The sequence below is a fragment of the Mycobacterium sp. E2327 genome (genome assembly GCF_001672675.1).
GTDB lineage: Bacteria > Actinomycetota > Actinomycetes > Mycobacteriales > Mycobacteriaceae > Mycobacterium.
This window is the reverse complement of the sequence record NZ_LZKE01000222.1, coordinates 57,779-76,463: the sequence shown is the minus strand read 5'-3', so window position 1 is coordinate 76,463 and position 18,685 is coordinate 57,779. Positions and strand designations below refer to the sequence as shown.

Genomic DNA, 18,685 nt, shown 5'->3' with positions numbered 1-18,685 from the left:
CAAACCGGACCCAGGAGGGCAAATGATCAAGCGAACCGCGGCGGCCACGATCGCGCTGGCCGCGCTGCTGTCCGGCGCATGCTCGGCCTCCCAGATCGTCAACACCGGCGGCGACACGAAATGCAAGGACTTCACCGGGCAGGACGAAAAGAAGCAAAGCGATGAAGTCAGCAAGATGCTCAAGGACAAGAACGGCTCCGATCCGACCAACGCGGAGATAACCGCGACCCGGCTGTCCGCGTTGACGTACTGCCAAACGTTGGGCAAGCCGGACACGAAGATCTCCGAGGCTCCGCACGGCTGACCGGGCTAGCCGCAGCCGGGTTTGAATCACGAACGATCCAAACCTGGTGACCGCCGACGCCGATTCCTAGGCTGCGCGAGTGACGTCGAGCAACCCCGCGCCGGCGCGTGTGTCCCTGCGCGGTGTCAACCGAACGTTCGGCAAGCACGCCGTCCTGGACGACATTGACGTCGAGATCGAGCCGGGCGAGGTGGTCGCGTTGCTCGGATCGTCCGGAAGCGGCAAGTCGACACTCTTGCGGCTCATCGCCGGCCTGGACCGTCCGACTGACGGACGGATCGACATCGACGGCATTCCGGTTCGCGGGATCGATCCGCGCTGCGCCATGGTCTTTCAGGAACCTCGACTGCTGCCGTGGCGAAACCTGGCAGCCAATGTGGCCTTCGGCCTGCCTCGCGGCACCACCCGGTCGAAAGGGCCAGCCGTGGTGCAGCATTGGCTCGATGTGGTTGGGCTGCGTGAATTCGGCAACCACTATCCGCGGCAGGTGTCCGGCGGTATGGCCCAACGCGCAGGGCTCGCGCGCGCGCTGGCCCGGCGCCCAAGCGTGCTGCTCCTCGACGAGCCGTTGGCGGCCCTCGACGCATTGACTCGGCTGCGGATGCAGGACCTGCTCGACACGGTGCAGCAGGAGGCGGGCACCACCACGCTTCTGGTGACACACGACGTCGACGAGGCAGTGATCCTGGCCGATCGCGTGCTGATCCTGCGCGCCGACGACCGCGCCGAAACCGGGGGCGTCGCGACTATTGCCGCGACGTTCGACATCACCATTCCCAAACCGCGCGACCGTGGCGACCCGCGCATCGTCGGGCTGCGTGATCGGTTGTTGGACGAACTCGGCGTGCGCCGGCACGGCGCTGCCGACGATGAGGAGGCAATAGCACAATGAAAGCCCGTTATCTAGCGGCAATTTCGGCTTTCGCGGTGGCCGCGGCCGTGTCCGCCTGCGGTTCGAAAGCGGGTCCGACGGCTTCGAAGGACATCCGACTCGATTACGCCTATTACAACCCCCTGAGTCTGGTGGTGCGGGACCAGCACCTGCTCGAGGGGCGGGGTTACAACGTCACCTGGGTTCTTTCGGCCGGCAGCAACAAGGCCAACGAGGGGCTCCGTTCGCAAGCGCTGGACTTCGGGTCGACCGCAGGTTCGGCCGCATTGGTCGCGCGGGCCAACGGCACACCGATCAAGATCATCGACGTGTACAGCAAGCCGGAATGGACGGCGCTGGTTGTCCCGAAGAACTCCCCGATCAACTCGGTGGCCGACCTGAAGGGCAAGAAGATCGCGGTTACCAAGGGGACCGATCCGTACTTCTTCCTGTTGCAATCGCTTGCGACGGCGGGGCTTTCGCCTTCCGACGTGGAGATCATCAACCTGCAGCATGCCGACGGTAAGACCGCCCTGGAGCGCGGCGACGTGGATGCCTGGTCAGGACTGGACCCGTTCATGGCCCAGACCGTCCAGCAACAAGGCTCGCGGTTGCTGTACCGCAACCCGGATTTCAATTCCTACGGCGTGCTGAACGCCCGCGAGGACTTCATCACCGCGCATCCGGATCTCGTCCAATCCGTGGTCAGTAGCTATGAGGAGGCCCGGAAATGGGCGAAGGCGCATCCCGACGAGTTGGCGGCGTTGCTGGCCTCGCAGGCGAAGGTGACACAGAGCGTGGCCCAGGAGGAGTTGCAGCGAACGGCATTGGACATCCAGCCCGCGCCGGGCGATCCCCAGCGCGCGGTCCTGACCAACATCTTGCCGATCGCCGTGGCGGACTCGGACATCAAATCCGACGAAGCCGGGCGCGGCGCCTTGAACACGATCATCGACCCGAAGTACGCCCAGCACGCATCCTGAGGTTACGCGCCGCGCCGGTGGCGGGGCTCGTCGTTCCGCTGCTGCTGCTGGCGACATGGCAACTGGTCACTGCCGCGGGACTTTTCTCGGCCAGTCAGCTGCCGCCCCCGGGCGATGTGGTGGCCGCCCTCGGCGGGCTGCTTCGCCACGGTGAACTGTGGACCCACCTGCAAGCCAGCCTGTTACGGGTGGTGCTCGGCTACCTGGCCGGGGCGGCGGCCGCGCTAGCGCTCGGTTCCCTGATCGGGCTGTCGGGTGCCGCGCGGAGCCTGCTGGCACCGACGGTGGCGGCGCTTCGCACGGTGCCCTCGTTGGCGTGGGTACCGTTGCTGCTCTTATGGTTTGGGATCGACGAGACGCCGAAGGTGTTGCTCGTCGCCATCGGTGCGTTCTTCCCCGTCTACACGACGACGGCGTCGGCACTTACGCACGTCGACCCGCAGCTTCTGGAGGTGGGCCGCGCCTACGGTCGGCACGGTGCGGCGTTGCTGGCGACCGTCATGCTGCCGGCGGCCGCGCCCGGGCTGGTCAACGGTCTGCGATTGGGCCTGGCGAATGCGTGGCTGTTTCTGGTGGCGGCGGAGCTGATCGCCTCGTCGAAGGGGCTCGGCTTCCTGCTCATCGACAGCCAGAACACCGGGCGCACGGACGTGATGCTGCTGGCGATCGTCCTGCTCGCCGGATTGGGCAAACTCAGTGACGCCGCGCTGGGCACGCTCGAGCGCCGAATGGTGAGGCGGCGCAACTAGCCCGAAGGAGCTGTCCCGGCCATGTGTTTATAGCGGTGGCACCGGCTCCGGTTCTGCGGTCGTGGCGTCAGTGTGCCGGCGGCCGACGTGCGCTTCGGCGCGCATCCGTTCAACCATGTGTGGATAGTGCAGTTCGAATGCGGGCCGCTCCGAACGGATCCGCGGCAGCTCCGTGAAGTTGTGTCGCGGCGGCGGGCAGCTCGTTGCCCACTCCAGCGAGTTGCCGTGGCCCCAAGGATCGTCGACGAGCACCGGTTCGCCGTAGCGCCAGCTCTTGGAGACGTTCCACACGAACGGCAACACCGAGATACCGAGAATGAATGCCCCTGTCGTGGCAACAACGTTCAGCGTTTGGAAGCCGTCGGTGGGTAAGTAGTCGGCGTAGCGGCGCGGCATGCCTTTATCGCCCAGCCAGTGCTGCACCAGGAACGTGGTGTGGAAGCCGATGAGGGTCAGCCAGAAGTGCAGCTTGCCCAGCCGCTCGTCCAGCAGCCGGCCGGTCATCTTCGGGAACCAGAAGTAGATGCCCGCATAAGTGGCGAACACGATGGTGCCGAACAGCGTGTAGTGGAAGTGCGCGACCACAAAATAGGTATCGCTGATGTGGAAGTCCAGCGGCGGGCTGGCCAGCAGCACGCCGGTCAGGCCACCCAACAGGAAGGTGATCATGAAGCCCAGGGTGAACAGCATCGGCGTCTCGAAGGTCAACTGGCCTCTCCACATCGTGCCGATCCAGTTGAAGAACTTGATCCCGGTGGGCACCGCGATCAGATATGTCATGAACGAAAAGAACGGCAGCAGAACGGCTCCGGTGGCATACATGTGGTGCGCCCACACCGCGACCGAGAGTGCGGCGATCGACAGCGTCGCGTACACCAGCGTGGTGTAACCGAAGATCGGTTTGCGCGAAAACACCGGGATGATCTCGGACACGATGCCGAAGAACGGCAGCGCGATGACGTATACCTCTGGATGGCCGAAGAACCAGAACAGGTGCTGAAACAGGACCACGCCGCCGTTGGCCGCGTCGTAGACGTGCGCGCCGAGGTGGCGGTCGGCGGCCAGACCGAACAGCGCGGCGGTCAACAGTGGAAAGACAATCAGCACAAGCACACTGGTGACCAGGATGTTCCAGGTGAATATCGGCATCCGGAACATCGTCATGCCGGGTGCGCGCAGGCAGACCACCGTGGTGATCATGTTCACCGCGCCCAGGATGGTGCCCAGGCCGGCGACGATGATGCCCGTGATCCACAGGTCCCCACCGGCCCCAGGTGAGTGGACCGCGTCGCTCAGCGGGGTGTAGAAGGTCCAGCCGAAGTCCGCGGCCCCGCCCGGGGTGATGAACCCGGATGCCACGATGAGCCCACCGAACAGGAACAGCCAGAATGACAAGGCATTCAGCCGCGGGAAGGCGACGTCCGGCGCGCCGATCTGCAGCGGCAGCACCAGGTTGGCGAAGCCGAACACGATCGGCGTGGCGTAGAACAGCAGCATGATGCCGCCGTGCATGGTGAACAGCTGGTTGTACTGCTCGTTCGACAAGAACTGCAGGCCAGGGGCGGCCAACTCGGTCCGCATCAACAGCGCCAGCAAGCCGCCGATGAAGAAGAAGATGAAGCAGGCGACGCAGTACATGATGCCGATCATCTTGTGATCTGTGGTGGTGACGAGCTTGTAGATCAAGTTGCCCTTTGGGCCGTGCCGGGGCGGAAATGGCCGGCGAGCTTCGAGTGCGGCGACGGACGGTGCCTCAGCGGTCACGATCTACCTCCAAGGGACGTGGCAATCTGGCCGAGCAATCGGCAGGCCGCCCAAGTATTCCGAGCCACGACAGCCCGGACCAAGGGTCAAACGTCCCAAAAATGAGGTGATCGCGACGAGGGCGGCCCGCTGGAAAGGGCAGGCTCACCACACCTGGAGCGGTCGTCACGACTGAATGCGGACACGGCTTCTACGACATGCCGCCGTTAGTTAGGGTCAGCTCGCTCGGCGGCTCGTCGTTCAGCACTGCGCGCGCCAGCAATTCGCCGAGCAGCGGCCCGAACTTCATCAGGTTGCTGCCGACAAACGCGACGACGCGACCCCGCCGGGCCACCGTCCAGCCGTCGCCACCCGAGTCCAGCCACGGGGCGCGAGCGGTGACGCAGTCCACCCGGCCCACGGGTGACAGGGACGGAAACAGCGCGCGCACTGTCGCGGCGTCGGGCACCTCCTGCCCGAACGCCCAACGCCCCGTGCTGCCCAGCGGCAATCCGTATCCCTCGGGCGCGGAAAGGCATGCGGCGCCGGCCGCTTCGGCGCCCTCGTAGGTGAAGCGGGTGTGCGGGGCGAATTCGATGCCCAGCGGACCGAACAGGGCCGGCGTCTCGACACCCGCGCAGATGAGCACGCGGTCCGCGTGCACGACGGTGCCGTCCGCGAGCATCGTCGCGCCGTCGTCTTCGACCGACACGACGTGGCCGCGCTCGATGGCGGCACGTTGCGCCAGGGCGTCGCGCGCGCGGCGGATGCGCAGGCTCCCGCCCTGCGGATCGAACACTCCGGTTTCCCATGGCGCGGCCAAAAACGGTATACGCGCGACGATTTCGGACCGGTCAAGCCGAAAGTAAGCGGCGCCGGCATCGTCCATTGCGGCCGCAATGTCCGGGCCGGCGTCGGCGGCGATGAAGCCCTCCGTGCCGAGCAGGCGTCCGGCGCCGAACTCGGTCTCCCAGCGCTGCCAGCCGTCGCGGGCCCGCATGGCGAGCCTGCACAACACGGCGCGCCGATGCGCGATGCGGAAGATGCGCGCCAGTCCCGCGGATTGTTCCGCGAACGGCGCACCGCGCTCGAACACCACCGCGCGTTCCCCGCGCCGGGACAGCTCGTAGGCGGCCGCCAGCCCACAGATGCCCGCGCCGACGATGACGATCATCGTTAGAAGTAAAATCCTGCGTGCGGGGCGTCGGGCACCGCGAACAGCCGATCGGCGACGGCGAGCGCTTGCGGGTCATCGGCGCGGGCCAGCCCGGCGGTGGCCAGGCCGCGCCACGTCGCGCCACCGAGCAGCGCGGCGCCGAGCGCTTCGACTCCGGTGTGCAACTGGGCCGGTCGGTCCGTCGGCTCAGCGCCCGCGGCGGTGATGGTGAAGCTGGCCGAATTCCCCGGCAACAGGGGGTCGTCGACCGCGACGGTGACCTCCCCCTCGCCGACATATCCGCGCGCCGCCAACGCCTTTCGCGCGTCGACGACGCGCAGCCACGTCTCGTCGTGCACCGCGGTAACCCGCGCGGCTCGCCGATCTACGAGGAGCCAGGGCAACGGAGCATCGGCGGGCAGCATCCAGAACACGACGCGATCGATGAGATCGAGCCCGAGCAGGAAACGCAGCAACCCGACGTAGGCCTGCATCGTGGGCGCGAAGAAGTCCTCGACCGCGATGGTGCGCTGGTCGCTGACGAACCATGCATCGGTGTCGACGGGGCGGTAGCGAGCGAATCCGGTCTCCGAGCCCGGTTCGCCGTGCACCGCGACATACGAAGCGCCCGGCGAGGATTCGGCGCGCATCCGCAGGCTGCGCCACCACACGGCCGGGCGGTCGATGGTTCCGGGGCGGGACGGACGATTCTCGGCGTAGATCCGGGGCAGGAGGTCCCAGGATTCGCCCACCTCGACGAGCCGCACCGGACCGCCGGCCGCCACCCCTGGGCGCAGCGCGGCACGTGCAGTCTGAACCTCGACGGTCTGCGACGAACTCGCCACGCCGTAGCCATACCGCTCGTAGATGGTCGCCTCCGAGGCGCGCAGCGTCGCGACCGCTTCGCCCCGCGCGGCGATGTCGCGAAGCTGATGATGTATGAGCTCGGTGGCGATGCCTTTTCGGGTGAACGACGGCAGCACCCCGATGTGGGTCACGGCGGCATGGCCCACGATCGCGCCGCCGGGAAGCGTCAGTCCGCTCGTCACCGCGTCGGCGGTGCCGACGAGTTGCCCCGAAACGAAAGCCCCGATCGTGCGGCCGGGTTCCACCAGCTCGGTGATCTGGCCGGGCGCCAGGTTCGCCAGCGGGGGAAATCCCACCATGGCGGCGCGAAACACGTTCGCCGCGGCGATGAGATCGTCCTCGCCCTCGAGGATGCGAATGTCGGTGCTCATGTCGCCATAATGTCTCGTGCCGTCGGCGGCAGTGCCCGCACCTCCCTCGGACACGAGTTGAGTGCGGCCAGAACCCAGCTTGCTCTCCGCTCGGCAGGAACCTAGCGTCGACGGCAGATGACTCCTCGCTTCTTCTGGTTCCTGCCCACCACCGGTGACAGCCGTTCGATTGTCGGCGGATCGCACGCATCCTCGAACCGCGCAATTCCGAACGGATATCGCCCACCCAGCCGCCGCTACCTGGCGGAAGTGGCTCGCGCCGCGGACCGGCTGGGTTTTGAGGGCGTGCTGACACCCACCGGGACTTGGTGCGAAGACGCGTGGCTGACCTCGGCAGCGTTGCTGGCGGAGACCGAGAGGCTCAAGTTTCTGGTCGCATTCCGCCCCGGCCTGGTGCCTCCCACCCTGGCCGCGCAGCAGACCGCGACGCTGCAACGATTTTCCGGTGGACGGGTGCTGCTCAACGTCGTCAGCGGCGGCGACGATGCCGAACAACGCCGTTTCGGCGACTGGCTCGGCCACGACGAGCGCTACGCTCGCACCGCCGAGTTCCTACAGATCGTCACTTCAGTGTGGACGCAGGAGTCGGTAGATTTCACCGGCAAGTACTACAGAGTCGCCGACGCCAGGGTGTCGGCGCCGCCGAATCCCTTGCCGGAGATTTACTTTGGTGGATCCTCGGCGGCGGCGCTGCCGATCGCTGCCGAGTATGCCGACGTGTACCTCACCTGGGGCGAGCCTCCGGACGACGCCGCCGCCAAGATCGAGCGCGTGCGCGAGCGGGCCGCCGCGGTTGGCCGCAAGGTTCGGTTCGGCATTCGATTGCACACCATCAGCCGCGACACCTCGGCGGCGGCCTGGGCCGTCGCGAACGAGATGCTTGCCGATCTGACCGACGAGGAGATCGCCAAAGCCACATCGCTGCATGCCAAATCGGAATCCGAGGGACAGCGACGGATGACCGCCCTGCACGGCGGCCAGGTCGACAAGCTCGAGGTCTACCCGAATCTGTGGGCCGGAGTCGGTCTGGTCCGCGGCGGCGCCGGCACGGCGCTGGTCGGCAGCCACCGGGAGGTCGCGGACCTAATCCTGGAATACCATTCGCTGGGCTTCGAGGAGTTCATCCTGTCGGGCTACCCACACCTCGAAGAGGCGTACTGGTTCGCCGAGGGCGTGCTGCCCCTGCTGCCGAAGTAGCGGATCCCTGCTGGACGTCGTGACGGGGTTGTAATCCGTGTGATTCCAAGAGCGCCAGCGCCCGGCCATGCAGCGCGAGAGCGCGTATTTGCCGCCGAAGCACGCGCCGCGCTGGGGGCCGTCAGCGCGCTTCCGGCCGCCGCCGCTGGGCGTCCGAACCGCCAATGGACGCGGAAAGCAAACTGATGGGATCACAAGCGCAACAAGCGAAGTCACGGCGGACGAGCGGTGCGCGAGAGGCGAAGCCCCGGCCGGCAAACCGGCCACCCCGACGCCGGCATGTTTTCCTGCTCAACGGGGGCGCCGGCGCCGCCCGCCGTGCGACGCGAACCTGATCATCGAGCAGTTATTCCCCTCGGTGGCTGGGCCCGGCCAAAACCGCCGTCGCGGTCCGCGTCTCCGGGCGCATCGCGGCACAGTGGTTGTATTCGTTAGGAAGGCTGGTCTGGTGATGCCCGATTCGTCGAGCCTCGTGCACCTGGCGGTGGCGTTGGATGGTGCCGGCTGGCATCCGGCCGCATGGCGGGAGGCCGAAGCGCGACCGCACGAACTGTTTGACCCCGCCTACTGGGCCGACCTGGTCGCCGAAGCCGAGAGCGGATCGCTGGACTTCGTCACGATCGAGGACGCGATGACCGTCCAGTCGGACGATCCCTTCGAGCCTGACAATCGCGTCGACCGCGTCAGCGGTCGCTTGGACGCGGTCCTCGTCGCCGCCCGAATCGCCCCGCGCAGCAAAGGCATTGGGTTCGTGCCGACGGCGACGATCACTCACACCGAACCGTTCCATGTGTCGAAGTCGATCGCCACGCTCGACTACGTGAGCACCGGCCGGGCCGGGCTCCGGGTCCAGATCTCCGCTCGCAACGACGCGGCGGCGCACTTCGGGCGCCGCACGCTGCCTCGCATGTCCCTCGACGTAATCGATGATCCCGCCATTCAGGAGCAGATCCGCGAGCATTTCGCCGAGGCCGCGGATTACGTCGAGGTGCTGCGCCGCCTGTGGGATAGCTGGGAGGACGACGCCGAGATCCGTGACGTCGCGACCGGACGGTTCATCGACCGTCAGAAGCTGCACTACATCGACTTCGAAGGCCGGTGGTTCTCCGTCAAGGGACCGTCGATCACCCCGCGCCCGCCGCAGGGGCAGCCGATCGTCGCCGCGCTGGGACACAGCCATGTGTCGTACCGGTTGATCGCGGGCAGCGCGGACGTCGGGTTCGTCACACCGCGTGACGCCGCGCAGGCGAGCGATATCGTCGGCGAGATCACGGCGCTGCGAAGCGCCGCGGGCCCAAGCGGCGACGGGCTGCACATATTCGGTGACGTGGTGGTGTTCCTCGATCGCACCCCGCAGGCCGCTCAGGCCCGGCGACGCCGACTTGATGAACTGGCCGGAGCCGAATACCGCAGCGACGCAGACATTTTCGTCGGGACCCCGGAACAGCTGGCCGACGTGCTGCAGGAGTGGCATGCCGCAGGGCTGTCGGGATTCCGGTTACGCCCGGCCGCTTTGCCCCATGACCTCGTGCAGATCACCCAGGGCCTGGTGCCCGAATTGCGCCGTCGCGGGCTGTTCCGTTCCGCCTACGAGGCGGACACGCTTCGCGGACTGCTCGGATTGCGCCGTCCCACCAACCGCTACGCGGTCGCCTGAAACAGGCCCGATATTGAGGATCTCCAGATGAGCGCTCCGGCAAAACAGATTCACTTGGCGGCCCACTTTCCCGGCGTCAACAACACGACGGTGTGGAGTGACCCGGCGGCCGGAAGCCACATCGAATTCAGCTCGTTCGCGCGGTTTGCTCAGGCGGCCGAGCGAGGCAAGTTCGATTTCCTGTTCCTGGCCGAAGGCCTGCGGTTGCGCGAGCAGAACGGACAGATCTACGACCTGGACGTAGTGGGCCGTCCCGACACCTTCACCGTGTTGGCCGCGCTCGCGGCGGTGACCGACCGCCTTGGACTGACCGGCACGATCAACTCCACCTTCAACGAGCCCTACGAAGTGGCCCGGCAATTCGCCTCGCTGGACCATCTCTCCGGCGGGCGCGCCGCGTGGAATGTCGTCACCTCCTGGGATGCGTTTACCGGCGAGAACTTCCGCCGGGGCGGATTCCTGGCCGAGGACCAGCGCTACGAGCGGGCGAAGACTTTCCTGCAGACGACGCTGGAGCTCTTCGACTCCTGGCGCGGAGACGAAATCGTGGCGGACAAGAAAACCGGCGTCTTTCTGTCCGACCCACACGCGGGCGCATTCGGCCACCGAGACGCACATTTCGACATCCACGGTCGATTCAACGTCCCGAGAAGCCCGCAGGGCCGGCCGGTGATCTTCCAGGCCGGCGATTCCGACGAGGGTCGCGAGTTCGCCGCTTCGGCGGCCGACGCGATCTTCTCCCGACACAGCACGCTGGGAGCGGGCCAAGCGTTCTACGCCGACGTCAAGGGACGCCTCGCCCGATACGGGCGACGTCGCGACGAGTTGCTCATTCTGCCCGCCGCAACGTTCGTCATCGGTGACACCGACGCCGAGGCCGCCGACATCGCCCACGAGGTGCGGCTGGCGCAGGTTTCCCCGCAGACGGCGATCAAATTCCTCGAACAGCTCTGGAACCGAGAACTTTCGGACCACGATCCGGACGGCCCGTTGCCCGCCGTGGACCCCATCGTGGGGGAAAACACCGTTTCGCGCGGGCGGGCCAGCGTCCGCATGTTTCGGGACCCGATCGCGATCGCCAACGACTGGCGGGCCAAAGCCGAGGCGCAAAAGCTGACTAGTCGCGAATTGATCGTCGAGGTCACCGGGCGCCAGTCCTTCATCGGATCGCCGCGGACCGTCGCCGCGACGATCAACGACTTCGTGCAAGCCGACGCCAGTGACGGGTTCATACTGGTCCCGCACATCACGCCCGGGGGGCTCGATCCCTTCGTCGATCGGGTCGTGCCGCTGCTGCAGGAACGCGGCGTGTTCCGCACCGACTACGCGGGCACCACCCTGCGCGAGCACCTCGGCTTGCCGCCGCTGCCGGTGCCCGGGCGATCGGCTGACCCGGACGCCTCCAGAGGGGTGGCTTCGTAAGGCTCATGACCACCCCGCTGACGGTCCTCGACCTCGTTCCGATCTCGTCCGGCTCGACTGCCGCGCAGGCCCTGCGCAACAGCATCGACCTCGCGCGGCACGCCGAAGGCTTGGGCTACGCGCGCTACTGGTTCGCCGAACACCACCTCAACCCCGGCGTCGCTGGCACGTCTCCCGCGGTGCTGCTCGCCCTGACCGCCGCGCACACGTCGACGATCCGGCTCGGTTCGGGCGCGGTCCAGATGGGACATCGCACCGCCTTGTCCACGGTGGAGGAATTCGGCCTGCTGGATGCGGCGCATCCGGGCCGATTCGATTTGGGCCTCGGGCGTTCCGGTGGCAAGCCGCGGGTGCCGGCACGGGTCGCTCCGGCGCCGCGGCCGGTGGTCAATGGGCACGCATCGAATGGGTTGCGAATCCCTGCCAGATTCGATCCGACGCCGCTGCTGAGCTCGCCGCGCTTCGCGTTGCACAAGGCATTGCTGTCGCTGCCGGGTGCCGAACCGCAGAATTACACCGAGCAGGTGGACGACATTCTCGCCCTGATCGCCGGTTCCTATCGATCCGCCGAGGGGGAAGAGGCGCGTATCGTGCCGGGGGAAGGCGCCGACCTGCAGATCTGGATCCTCGGCAGCAGCGGCGGGGAGAGCGCGGCAGTCGCCGGTGACCGGGGCCTGCGGTTCGCCGCCAATTACCACGTCGCACCGGCGGCGGTCTTGGAGGCCACCGATGCCTACCGGGCTGATTTCAAGCCCTCGCCCGAGCTCGACCGGCCGTACGTCTCGGTGTCGGCCGACGTCGTCGTCGCCGACGACGAGGCCACCGCACGCAACCTCGCCGCGGGTTACGGGCCCTGGGTGCGCAGCATTCGCACCGGCGAGGGCGCGATCCCGTTTCCCACCCCCGACGAAGCGCGCCGGCACACCTGGACCGCGGCCGACCGTGAACTAGTCGCGGACCGCGTCGAGACCCAGTTCGTCGGCTCCGCGGTGCAGGTCGCCGATCAGCTCGAGCGATTACGCGATGCAACCGAGGCCGACGAACTGATCATCACGACGATTACTCATGATCACCAGGACCGGGTTCGGTCCTATCGGCTGCTCGCCGAGGAGTGGGCCCGGCGATGAGGTGGCCAGCCTAACGAATCTGCAGGCCGGTCACCGCTCGCGAAATGACCAGGCGCTGAATCTCGCTCGTTCCCTCGAAGATGGTGAAGATCTTCGCGTCGCGGTGCATTCGCTCCACCGGGTAGTCGCGGGTGTACCCGTTCCCGCCCAGGATCTGGATGGCCTCGTCGGTGACATAGACCGCGGTCTCGCTGGCCACCAGCTTGGCCATCGAGCCCTCCGCGGAGTCGAAGCTCTGGTTGTTGCGGGCCATCCAGCCCGCCCGCCACACCAGCATCCGCGCCGCGTCGATGCGGCTCTTCATGTCTGCCAGCTTGAACGCGATCGCCTGGAATTCGCCGATCTTGCGGCCGAATTGCTCGCGCTGGCAAGCGTATTCGAGGGCGTATTCATAGGCGGCCCGGGCCACCCCGACGGCCATCGCGCCGACCGTGGGCCTGGTGCGCTCGAAGGTCTTCATCGCGGCCTGCCCGCGCGACGAGGCGCCGGACTTGACTCGGGCGATGCGCTCCTCGAACTTCTCCCGTCCGCCCAGAATCGCGTCCTCGGGCAGCCGGACGTTGTCCAGCACTACTTCGGCGGTATGCGAGGCGCGGATCCCGTGCTTTTTGAATTTCTGCCCCTGCGACAGGCCGTGGGTGTCCGGCGGGATGACGAACGTGGCCTGGCCGCGGGTGCCGAGCTCGGGATAGACCGAGGCCACCACGATGTGAACATTGGCGATGCCGCCGTTGGTCGCCCACGTCTTGGTGCCGTTGAGCACCCATTCGCCGGCCGCCTCGTCGTATCGTGCGCGGGTGCGGATGGCGCCGACGTCCGAGCCCGCGTCGGGCTCCGAGGAGCAGAACGCGCCGAGTTTGGGTTCGCCGGGCGTACCGAACATCTCGGGAAGCCAGCGACCCAGCTGTTCCGGGGTTCCGTTGCCCGCCAACGCCGCCGCGGCCAGACCGGTGCCCAGGATGGACAGCGCGATGCCGGCGTCACCCCAAAACATCTCCTCGAACGTGGTGAGAAATCCCAACCCGCTCGGCTCGGCCGCCTGCTGGGCGAAGAAGTCGGGGGAGTACAGACCGACCTTCGCGGCCTCCTGGATCACGGGCCATGGGGTTTCCTCCCGCTCGTCCCATTCCGATGCGGCGGGGCGGATCACTTCGGCCGCAAATTTGTGCACCCAATCGCGCACCTCGATCACGTCGTCGCTCAATTGCAGTGAGAATGTCACGGGTAAGGCTCCTGAAATAGGTTGGTGGATTTCAGCTTTCCGGCTTTTCCGGCTTGCGATATTGCTTGAGGACGCTGAGCGTCTGGTTCACCCACGCCTCGATGTAGCGGTCCTCGGCGATATTGCCGGGCAGGCGCCCGGTCAGCGACTGCAACGTCGCGGCGTAGGACAACGACCCGATCGCCACGGCCGCGGTCGCCGCGGGATCGGGTATCTCGTTGCGGCCCGATCGATTCAACGCGGCCAGTTCGTCGGCGAACCGCTGGTAGGCGTTGTCGGTAATGACCTGCCAGGTCTTCTCGCCGAGATCGCCGAGCTCGTCGGGTTCGCGCAGCATGACCTTGAGCAAGTCCTCGCTCTCCTTGAGGTTGCCCCAGATCAACTGGCCCGCCGTTCGCACCGCCTGCTCGACGCTGCCGGGCTCTCCGGCGTCGTACTGCTCCCGGGCGGCCACGATGCTGTCGATCCGGTGCGCGACGGCGGCCTCCAGCAGCTCTCGCTTGGAGCCGAAGTGCTTGTAGAGCGCGCCCGACCCCGGCGCCAGGCCGGACGCCCGCTGGATGTCGGCCACCGACGTCGCGGCGTAACCCTTGTCGGCGAAAAGCCGCAGCGCTTCGCCCAGCAGTCGGTCACGCCCCGAAAGTTGCATAGGTGAGAGAGTACTCACTCACCAAGGCGGTGGCCATATCTGTGTTGCGAAATTCACATCGCGTGCCCGGGGGCAGTCGGCGGCGACGAAATGGGCCCGCGGGAACATTTGCATTCGATAAGCGCCGGGCCCGTCGGGTTGCCCGGCTCCCGACACCCCAATTACCTTTCACGGCAGGGGGCGGGGAATTCGCATCCGAATGACGACACCGCTAGTCGGGTAAACCGCTAGGCCCCAACGTGTTACGCGGGCGTCGACGCCGAATATTGCGACGCACAAGGCAACAACCAACGAGAAGGCGAGTATGCAGCAAGTCGAAGAATTCCCGGAGCGAGGCGTCGGCCGCGACCAAGCTTCGCGACGTGAACGAAACGACCGGCTGCGCTCCGTGATTCGCAGCGACCTGCCGGCGTCACTGGTTGTGTTCCTGGTGGCTCTGCCCTTGTCGCTCGGGATCGCCATCGCATCCAACGCTCCAGTGCTCGCCGGCCTGATCGCCGCGATCGTCGGTGGGATCGTCGCTGGGTTGATCGGAGGATCGCCACTACAGGTGAGTGGTCCCGCGGCCGGGCTCACCGTCATCGTCGCCGACCTGGTGTCCCACTTCGGTTGGGGGGTGACGTGTTTGATCACCGTCGGCGCCGGCGTCCTGCAGGTCTTGCTGGGCATGAGCCGCGTCGCGCGGTCAGCGCTGGCGATTTCACCGGTCGTCGTGCACGCGATGCTGGCGGGAATCGGAATCACCATCGCACTTCAACAGGTTCATGTGTTGTTGGGCGGCAAATCGAAAAGCAATGCCTGGCAAAACGTTATCGGCCTACCGGACCAGGTGCTCGGCGCGCACCGACCCGGCGTGATCCTGGGCGTGCTGGTGGTTTTGATTCTGATCGGATGGCGGTGGGCGCCCACCAAAGTCGCCCGCATACCCGGCGCGCTCGTCGCCATCGTCACCGTGACGGTTATCTCGCTGGTCTTTCCGTTCGACGTGCCGCGGATCGAGCTCGAGGGATCCGTTTTGGACGCGCTGCAGCTGCCGGAACTGCCCGACGGCGGTTGGGGCGCCGTCGCGGTGGGTGTTCTGACGGTCGCGCTTGTCACTAGCGTTCAGAGCCTGCTGACCGCAGTGTCGATCGACAGAATGCACAACGGAACGCGGACCGACTTCGATCGTGAGCTGATCGGACAGGGCGCTGCGAACATCGTGTCGGGCGCGATCGGTGGCCTGCCGATCAGCGGTGTCATCGTGCGCAGCGCGGCTAATGTCAACGCGGGCGCGAAATCCCGTGCCTCGACGGTCATGCACGGCGTGTGGATCCTGCTGTTCACACTTCCGTTCGCGGAACTGGTCGAGCAGATCCCAAGCGCGGCGCTAGCCGGCCTGCTGATCGTCATTGGAATTCAGCTACTCAAGCCGGCCCATATCGAGACCGCGCGCCGCACCGGAGATCTCGCCGTGTATATCGTCACCGCGCTCGCGGTGGTCTTCCTCAACCTGCTGCACGGCGTCCTGATCGGCCTTGCGGTCGCGGTGGCGCTGACCGGCTGGCGGGTGATACGGGCCAGGGTCGAGGCCGCGCGCGTGGGTGACGAATGGACGATCGACGTCGGGGGTGCATGCACCTTTCTCGCCCTGCCCCGGCTGACCCGGGTGCTGGCGTCCGTCCCGGCGGGCGCGGTGGTGACGGTCAACGTCGCGGCCAACTACCTCGATCACGCCGCGCACCAGGCGATTAGCGACTGGCTGCGCCACCATCGGCATACCGGCGGCACGGTGCGCATCCACGGCATGAGCGAGCCGGACGGGAGCGGTCCGTCCGACGGTGAGGCCGCAAACGTCGAGCGCGGCGGGGCCCAGCTGACCCTGGTCCATCCCAAGACGGCATCGGCCGAAGGGAGCTGACCGCTGCGCCGGCGCTAGTAGCGCCGCGCGTGTGAACCGCTAACCTCAAACATCGCGCCTATATCCTGAGCTCGTTGGTCAAGCCAGGGCCAAGACGGAAGGCAAGATGTCACGAGAAGTTCGGCCGCTGCCGCGGACGGTGTGAGTGATGGCGACCGATAGGCCTCCGCCTCATCGTCTGCGGTTGCCGATGAAGGTGCTCTCGCTGCGCACCATCCTCATCGTCGCCGCGCTGTCGGTGATCACGCTGGTCGTCCTTCTGGGCGCGTGGGTGTGGATCGGCGTCACCAACGATCAATACAGCCAGCTCGACCGCCGGCTGGATTCGGTGAGCAGTTTGGGAGACATCAACACGCTGATCAACAGCGGCCAGCTCGCCAATCCCGATCGGCCGACGCCGGACGGCAACCTGGTGCGCACCGCGCGCATCGGGGATGTCACGGTGTCCGTTCCGGGCAATATCGTTTTGCCGAAGCTTCCGAACGGATACGCCAACACCACCATCAACGGCGTGCAGTACCGCGTCCGCACCTTCAGCGCGGGCCCCGCCTCGATCGCGCTCGCCGCCCCGCTGGCCGAAGCGCAGCACCGGATCAACGAACTGCACCTGCGGGTGTTGCTCATCTGCGGCAGCGTCATCGGCGGCACGATCCTCGTCGGCTGGGTCATCTCGTTGATCATGGTCAATCCGTTCCTGTTGCTGGCGCAGCAGGCCCGCGCCATCAACGCCCAATCCAGCCCCGACGAAGTCCAGGTTCGGGGCGTGCGCGAGGCCGTGGAGATCGCCGAAGCCGTCGAAGGCATGCTGGCCCGCATCGGCAACGAGCAACAGCGCACCAAGGCGGCGCTGGAGTCGGCCCGCGACTTCGCCGCCGTCGCGTCGCACGAGCTGCGCACCCCGCTGACCGCCATGCGCACCAACCTGGAAGTGTTGTCCACCTTGGAAATACCGCGGGAACAACGCCAAGAGGTGATCGGTGACGTCATCCGCACCCAGAGCCGGATCGAAGCGACGCTGACGGCGCTGGAACGGCTCGCACAGGGTGAACTGACCACGGTCGACGACTTTGTCCCGTTCGACATCACGGAGCTTCTGGATCGTGCCGCGCACGACGCCCTTCGGATCTACCCCGACGTGCAGGTGTCGCTGGTGCCGTCGCCCACGGTGCTGATGGTGGGATTGCCCACGGGGCTGCGGCTGGTGATCGACAACGCGATCGCCAACGCCGTCAAGCACGGTAGCGCCACCGAAATCCGGCTCTACGTAACCAGTTCCGGCGAGGGCGTGGAAATCGCCGTCGACGACAACGGCACCGGGGTGCCCGAGTCCGAGCGCACCGCGGTCTTCGAACGCTTCTCGCGCGGGTCTACCGCTTCCCGTTCCGGGTCGGGTCTCGGGCTGGCTCTCGTCGCCCAGCAGGCCGAACTACACGGCGGGACAGCGTCCCTGCACTCCAGTCCGTTGGGCGGCACGCGTCTGCTGCTCCGGCTGGCCGGTGACGGGCGCGGGCCGGCCAGCTGACGCGATGCTCGGCCACCTCGGTGTCAACGTGCCGGACCTCCGGGCCGCGAAACGGTACTACGACGCGCTGATGCCCTTGGTCGGATTTGAGCTCTTCCTTGATGCCGTCGACGAATTCGCCTACAAACCCGCGGACAACAAGCCCGGGACGTACCTGTTCTTCTACCCGTCGGGCCAACCGGGCGAGTACTCCGCAGAGCGGACCGGTCTGCAGCACCTGGCGTTCATGGTGCGGCGCAGATCCTCGGTGCACGCCGTACACGACCATGTCCTTCGGATCGGCGGCACGGTCATCCATCCCCCGCGACATTTCCCGCAGTACGCCGCCCACTATTACGCCACCTTCTGGTATGACCCCTTCGGTCTGCGTCTCGAGGCCGTGTGCCACCACGACCGCGACTAAGGGATATCAGGGCCCTTGACATGAATCAGGCAGGTTGATATCACTGGGAAAGCGCCGCCACACCGATTCGCCGAGGAGTGACCGGGGGACGAGATGACTGATCCCAAACCGCCAGCCTGGCTCAAGGCGATGAACAAGGTGATGATGGAGATGCAGAAACTCGGTATCGTCGCCGGACCAGTCCGGGTTCTTACCGTGCCGGGCCGCAAATCTGGGAGGCCGCGCAGCACGCCCGTCACGCCGTTCACGCTTCATGACAGCCGCTACCTCGTCGGACATTCGCAGGCCGATTGGGTGCTCAACGCGCGCGCCGCCAGCACCGGAACCATCATGCGCGGCCGCAAAGCTGAGCGTGTGGCGTTTGCCGAACTCTCCGTGGAGCAGGCCCGTCCCGTGCTGCGCGCTTTTCCGGAAAAGGTGCCGCGGGGAGTGGGGTTCTACAAGCGCTCCGGGTTGGTGGAGCACGGCACCGCCGATGAGTTCGAGGCCCTCGCCGGCCGATGTGCGGTGTTCCGGCTCGACGCCGCGCCGGCATCCTAAAG

The 18,685-nt window shown here is 66.7% G+C and carries 17 protein-coding genes; 12 read left to right on the top strand and 5 right to left on the bottom strand.

Going from position 1 to position 18,685, the window contains the following annotated elements; translation table 11 throughout:
- Nucleotides 1–22: 22 nt before the first annotated feature.
- The 4 genes from A5712_RS25610 to A5712_RS25595 all read left to right on the top strand — a co-directional run bounded on the left by A5712_RS25610 (nt 23) and on the right by A5712_RS25595 (nt 2,907).
- On the top strand, nt 23–304 hold the full coding sequence (locus A5712_RS25610) for a hypothetical protein (protein WP_068111788.1): 282 nt from the start codon (nt 23–25) through the stop codon (nt 302–304).
- Nucleotides 305–413: 109 nt separating this feature from the next.
- Entirely contained in the window at nt 414–1,196 is a 783-nt protein-coding gene (locus A5712_RS25605) for an ABC transporter ATP-binding protein (RefSeq protein ID WP_197519501.1), read from the top strand.
- A complete protein-coding gene (locus A5712_RS25600) occupies nt 1,193–2,158 on the top strand; it encodes an aliphatic sulfonate ABC transporter substrate-binding protein (protein ID WP_068111781.1) in 966 nt (321 codons plus the stop codon). The genes A5712_RS25605 and A5712_RS25600 overlap by 4 nt, the downstream gene beginning before the upstream one ends.
- Before the next feature lie 38 nt (nt 2,159–2,196).
- On the top strand, nt 2,197–2,907 hold the full coding sequence (locus A5712_RS25595; RefSeq protein WP_082973667.1) for an ABC transporter permease: 711 nt from the start codon (nt 2,197–2,199) through the stop codon (nt 2,905–2,907).
- Between the two features lie 27 nt (nt 2,908–2,934).
- Here A5712_RS25595 and ctaD read toward each other — a convergent pair whose 3' ends face one another.
- The 3 genes from ctaD to A5712_RS25580 all read right to left on the bottom strand — a co-directional run bounded on the left by ctaD (nt 2,935) and on the right by A5712_RS25580 (nt 7,044).
- Nucleotides 2,935–4,671 (bottom strand): cytochrome c oxidase subunit I, encoded by a 1,737-nt coding sequence (gene ctaD / locus A5712_RS25590; protein WP_068111775.1) that lies wholly within the window; start codon nt 4,669–4,671, stop codon nt 2,935–2,937.
- Between the two features lie 190 nt (nt 4,672–4,861).
- Entirely contained in the window at nt 4,862–5,824 is a 963-nt protein-coding gene (locus A5712_RS25585; protein WP_068111772.1) for an FAD-binding oxidoreductase, read from the bottom strand.
- A 2-nt stretch (nt 5,825–5,826) separates the two neighbouring features.
- Complete coding sequence (locus tag A5712_RS25580; protein WP_068111769.1) at nt 5,827–7,044, bottom strand: GNAT family N-acetyltransferase; 1,218 nt, start codon at nt 7,042–7,044, stop codon at nt 5,827–5,829.
- A gap of 117 nt (nt 7,045–7,161) precedes the next feature.
- Between A5712_RS25580 and A5712_RS25575 the strand changes: the two genes are divergently transcribed.
- The 4 genes from A5712_RS25575 (at nt 7,162) to A5712_RS25560 (ending at nt 12,447) form a co-directional block, all read left to right on the top strand.
- Entirely contained in the window at nt 7,162–8,241 is a 1,080-nt protein-coding gene (locus A5712_RS25575) for an LLM class flavin-dependent oxidoreductase (RefSeq protein ID WP_068111767.1), read from the top strand.
- A 451-nt stretch (nt 8,242–8,692) separates the two neighbouring features.
- On the top strand, nt 8,693–9,898 hold the full coding sequence (locus A5712_RS25570) for an LLM class flavin-dependent oxidoreductase (protein WP_068111764.1): 1,206 nt from the start codon (nt 8,693–8,695) through the stop codon (nt 9,896–9,898).
- A gap of 27 nt (nt 9,899–9,925) precedes the next feature.
- On the top strand, nt 9,926–11,320 hold the full coding sequence (locus tag A5712_RS25565) for an NtaA/DmoA family FMN-dependent monooxygenase (RefSeq protein ID WP_068111761.1): 1,395 nt from the start codon (nt 9,926–9,928) through the stop codon (nt 11,318–11,320).
- Nucleotides 11,321–11,325: 5 nt separating this feature from the next.
- Entirely contained in the window at nt 11,326–12,447 is a 1,122-nt protein-coding gene (locus tag A5712_RS25560; RefSeq protein ID WP_068111758.1) for an LLM class flavin-dependent oxidoreductase, read from the top strand.
- 10 nt (nt 12,448–12,457) lie between these two features.
- Here the strand turns inward: A5712_RS25560 and A5712_RS25555 are convergent, their stop codons facing one another.
- Together A5712_RS25555 and A5712_RS25550 are read right to left on the bottom strand one after the other, a co-directional pair.
- Complete coding sequence (locus A5712_RS25555; protein ID WP_068111755.1) at nt 12,458–13,669, bottom strand: acyl-CoA dehydrogenase family protein; 1,212 nt, start codon at nt 13,667–13,669, stop codon at nt 12,458–12,460.
- A 31-nt stretch (nt 13,670–13,700) separates the two neighbouring features.
- Nucleotides 13,701–14,318, bottom strand: coding sequence for a TetR/AcrR family transcriptional regulator (locus A5712_RS25550; RefSeq protein ID WP_068111753.1), 618 nt, complete (start codon nt 14,316–14,318; stop codon nt 13,701–13,703).
- Between the two features lie 304 nt (nt 14,319–14,622).
- Between A5712_RS25550 and A5712_RS25545 the strand changes: the two genes are divergently transcribed.
- The 4 genes from A5712_RS25545 (at nt 14,623) to A5712_RS25530 (ending at nt 18,683) form a co-directional block, all read left to right on the top strand.
- Entirely contained in the window at nt 14,623–16,218 is a 1,596-nt protein-coding gene (locus A5712_RS25545) for a SulP family inorganic anion transporter (protein WP_082973658.1), read from the top strand.
- Between the two features lie 190 nt (nt 16,219–16,408).
- Nucleotides 16,409–17,740, top strand: coding sequence for a sensor histidine kinase KdpD (locus A5712_RS25540; RefSeq protein ID WP_068111751.1), 1,332 nt, complete (start codon nt 16,409–16,411; stop codon nt 17,738–17,740).
- A 4-nt stretch (nt 17,741–17,744) separates the two neighbouring features.
- Nucleotides 17,745–18,143, top strand: coding sequence for a VOC family protein (locus A5712_RS25535; RefSeq protein ID WP_068112014.1), 399 nt, complete (start codon nt 17,745–17,747; stop codon nt 18,141–18,143).
- A gap of 93 nt (nt 18,144–18,236) precedes the next feature.
- Entirely contained in the window at nt 18,237–18,683 is a 447-nt protein-coding gene (locus tag A5712_RS25530) for a nitroreductase/quinone reductase family protein (protein WP_068111750.1), read from the top strand.
- Nucleotides 18,684–18,685 lie beyond the last annotated feature (2 nt).

Excerpts from the sequence above, each read along its gene's own strand:
- A5712_RS25610 (WP_068111788.1), top strand. The coding sequence starts at position 23 with ATGATCAAGCGAACCGCGGCGGCCACGATCGCGCTGGCCGCGCTGCTG.
- A5712_RS25600 (WP_068111781.1), top strand. The coding sequence starts at position 1,193 with ATGAAAGCCCGTTATCTAGCGGCAATTTCGGCTTTCGCGGTGGCCGCG.
- A5712_RS25585 (WP_068111772.1), bottom strand. The coding sequence starts at position 5,824 with ATGATCGTCATCGTCGGCGCGGGCATCTGTGGGCTGGCGGCCGCCTAC.
- A5712_RS25580 (WP_068111769.1), bottom strand. The coding sequence starts at position 7,044 with ATGAGCACCGACATTCGCATCCTCGAGGGCGAGGACGATCTCATCGCC.
- A5712_RS25575 (WP_068111767.1), top strand. The coding sequence starts at position 7,162 with ATGACTCCTCGCTTCTTCTGGTTCCTGCCCACCACCGGTGACAGCCGT.
- A5712_RS25570 (WP_068111764.1), top strand. The coding sequence starts at position 8,693 with ATGCCCGATTCGTCGAGCCTCGTGCACCTGGCGGTGGCGTTGGATGGT.
- A5712_RS25565 (WP_068111761.1), top strand. The coding sequence starts at position 9,926 with ATGAGCGCTCCGGCAAAACAGATTCACTTGGCGGCCCACTTTCCCGGC.
- A5712_RS25560 (WP_068111758.1), top strand. The coding sequence starts at position 11,326 with ATGACCACCCCGCTGACGGTCCTCGACCTCGTTCCGATCTCGTCCGGC.
- A5712_RS25550 (WP_068111753.1), bottom strand. The coding sequence starts at position 14,318 with ATGCAACTTTCGGGGCGTGACCGACTGCTGGGCGAAGCGCTGCGGCTT.
- A5712_RS25545 (WP_082973658.1), top strand. The coding sequence starts at position 14,623 with ATGCAGCAAGTCGAAGAATTCCCGGAGCGAGGCGTCGGCCGCGACCAA.
- A5712_RS25540 (WP_068111751.1), top strand. The coding sequence starts at position 16,409 with ATGAAGGTGCTCTCGCTGCGCACCATCCTCATCGTCGCCGCGCTGTCG.
- A5712_RS25535 (WP_068112014.1), top strand. The coding sequence starts at position 17,745 with ATGCTCGGCCACCTCGGTGTCAACGTGCCGGACCTCCGGGCCGCGAAA.
- A5712_RS25530 (WP_068111750.1), top strand. The coding sequence starts at position 18,237 with ATGACTGATCCCAAACCGCCAGCCTGGCTCAAGGCGATGAACAAGGTG.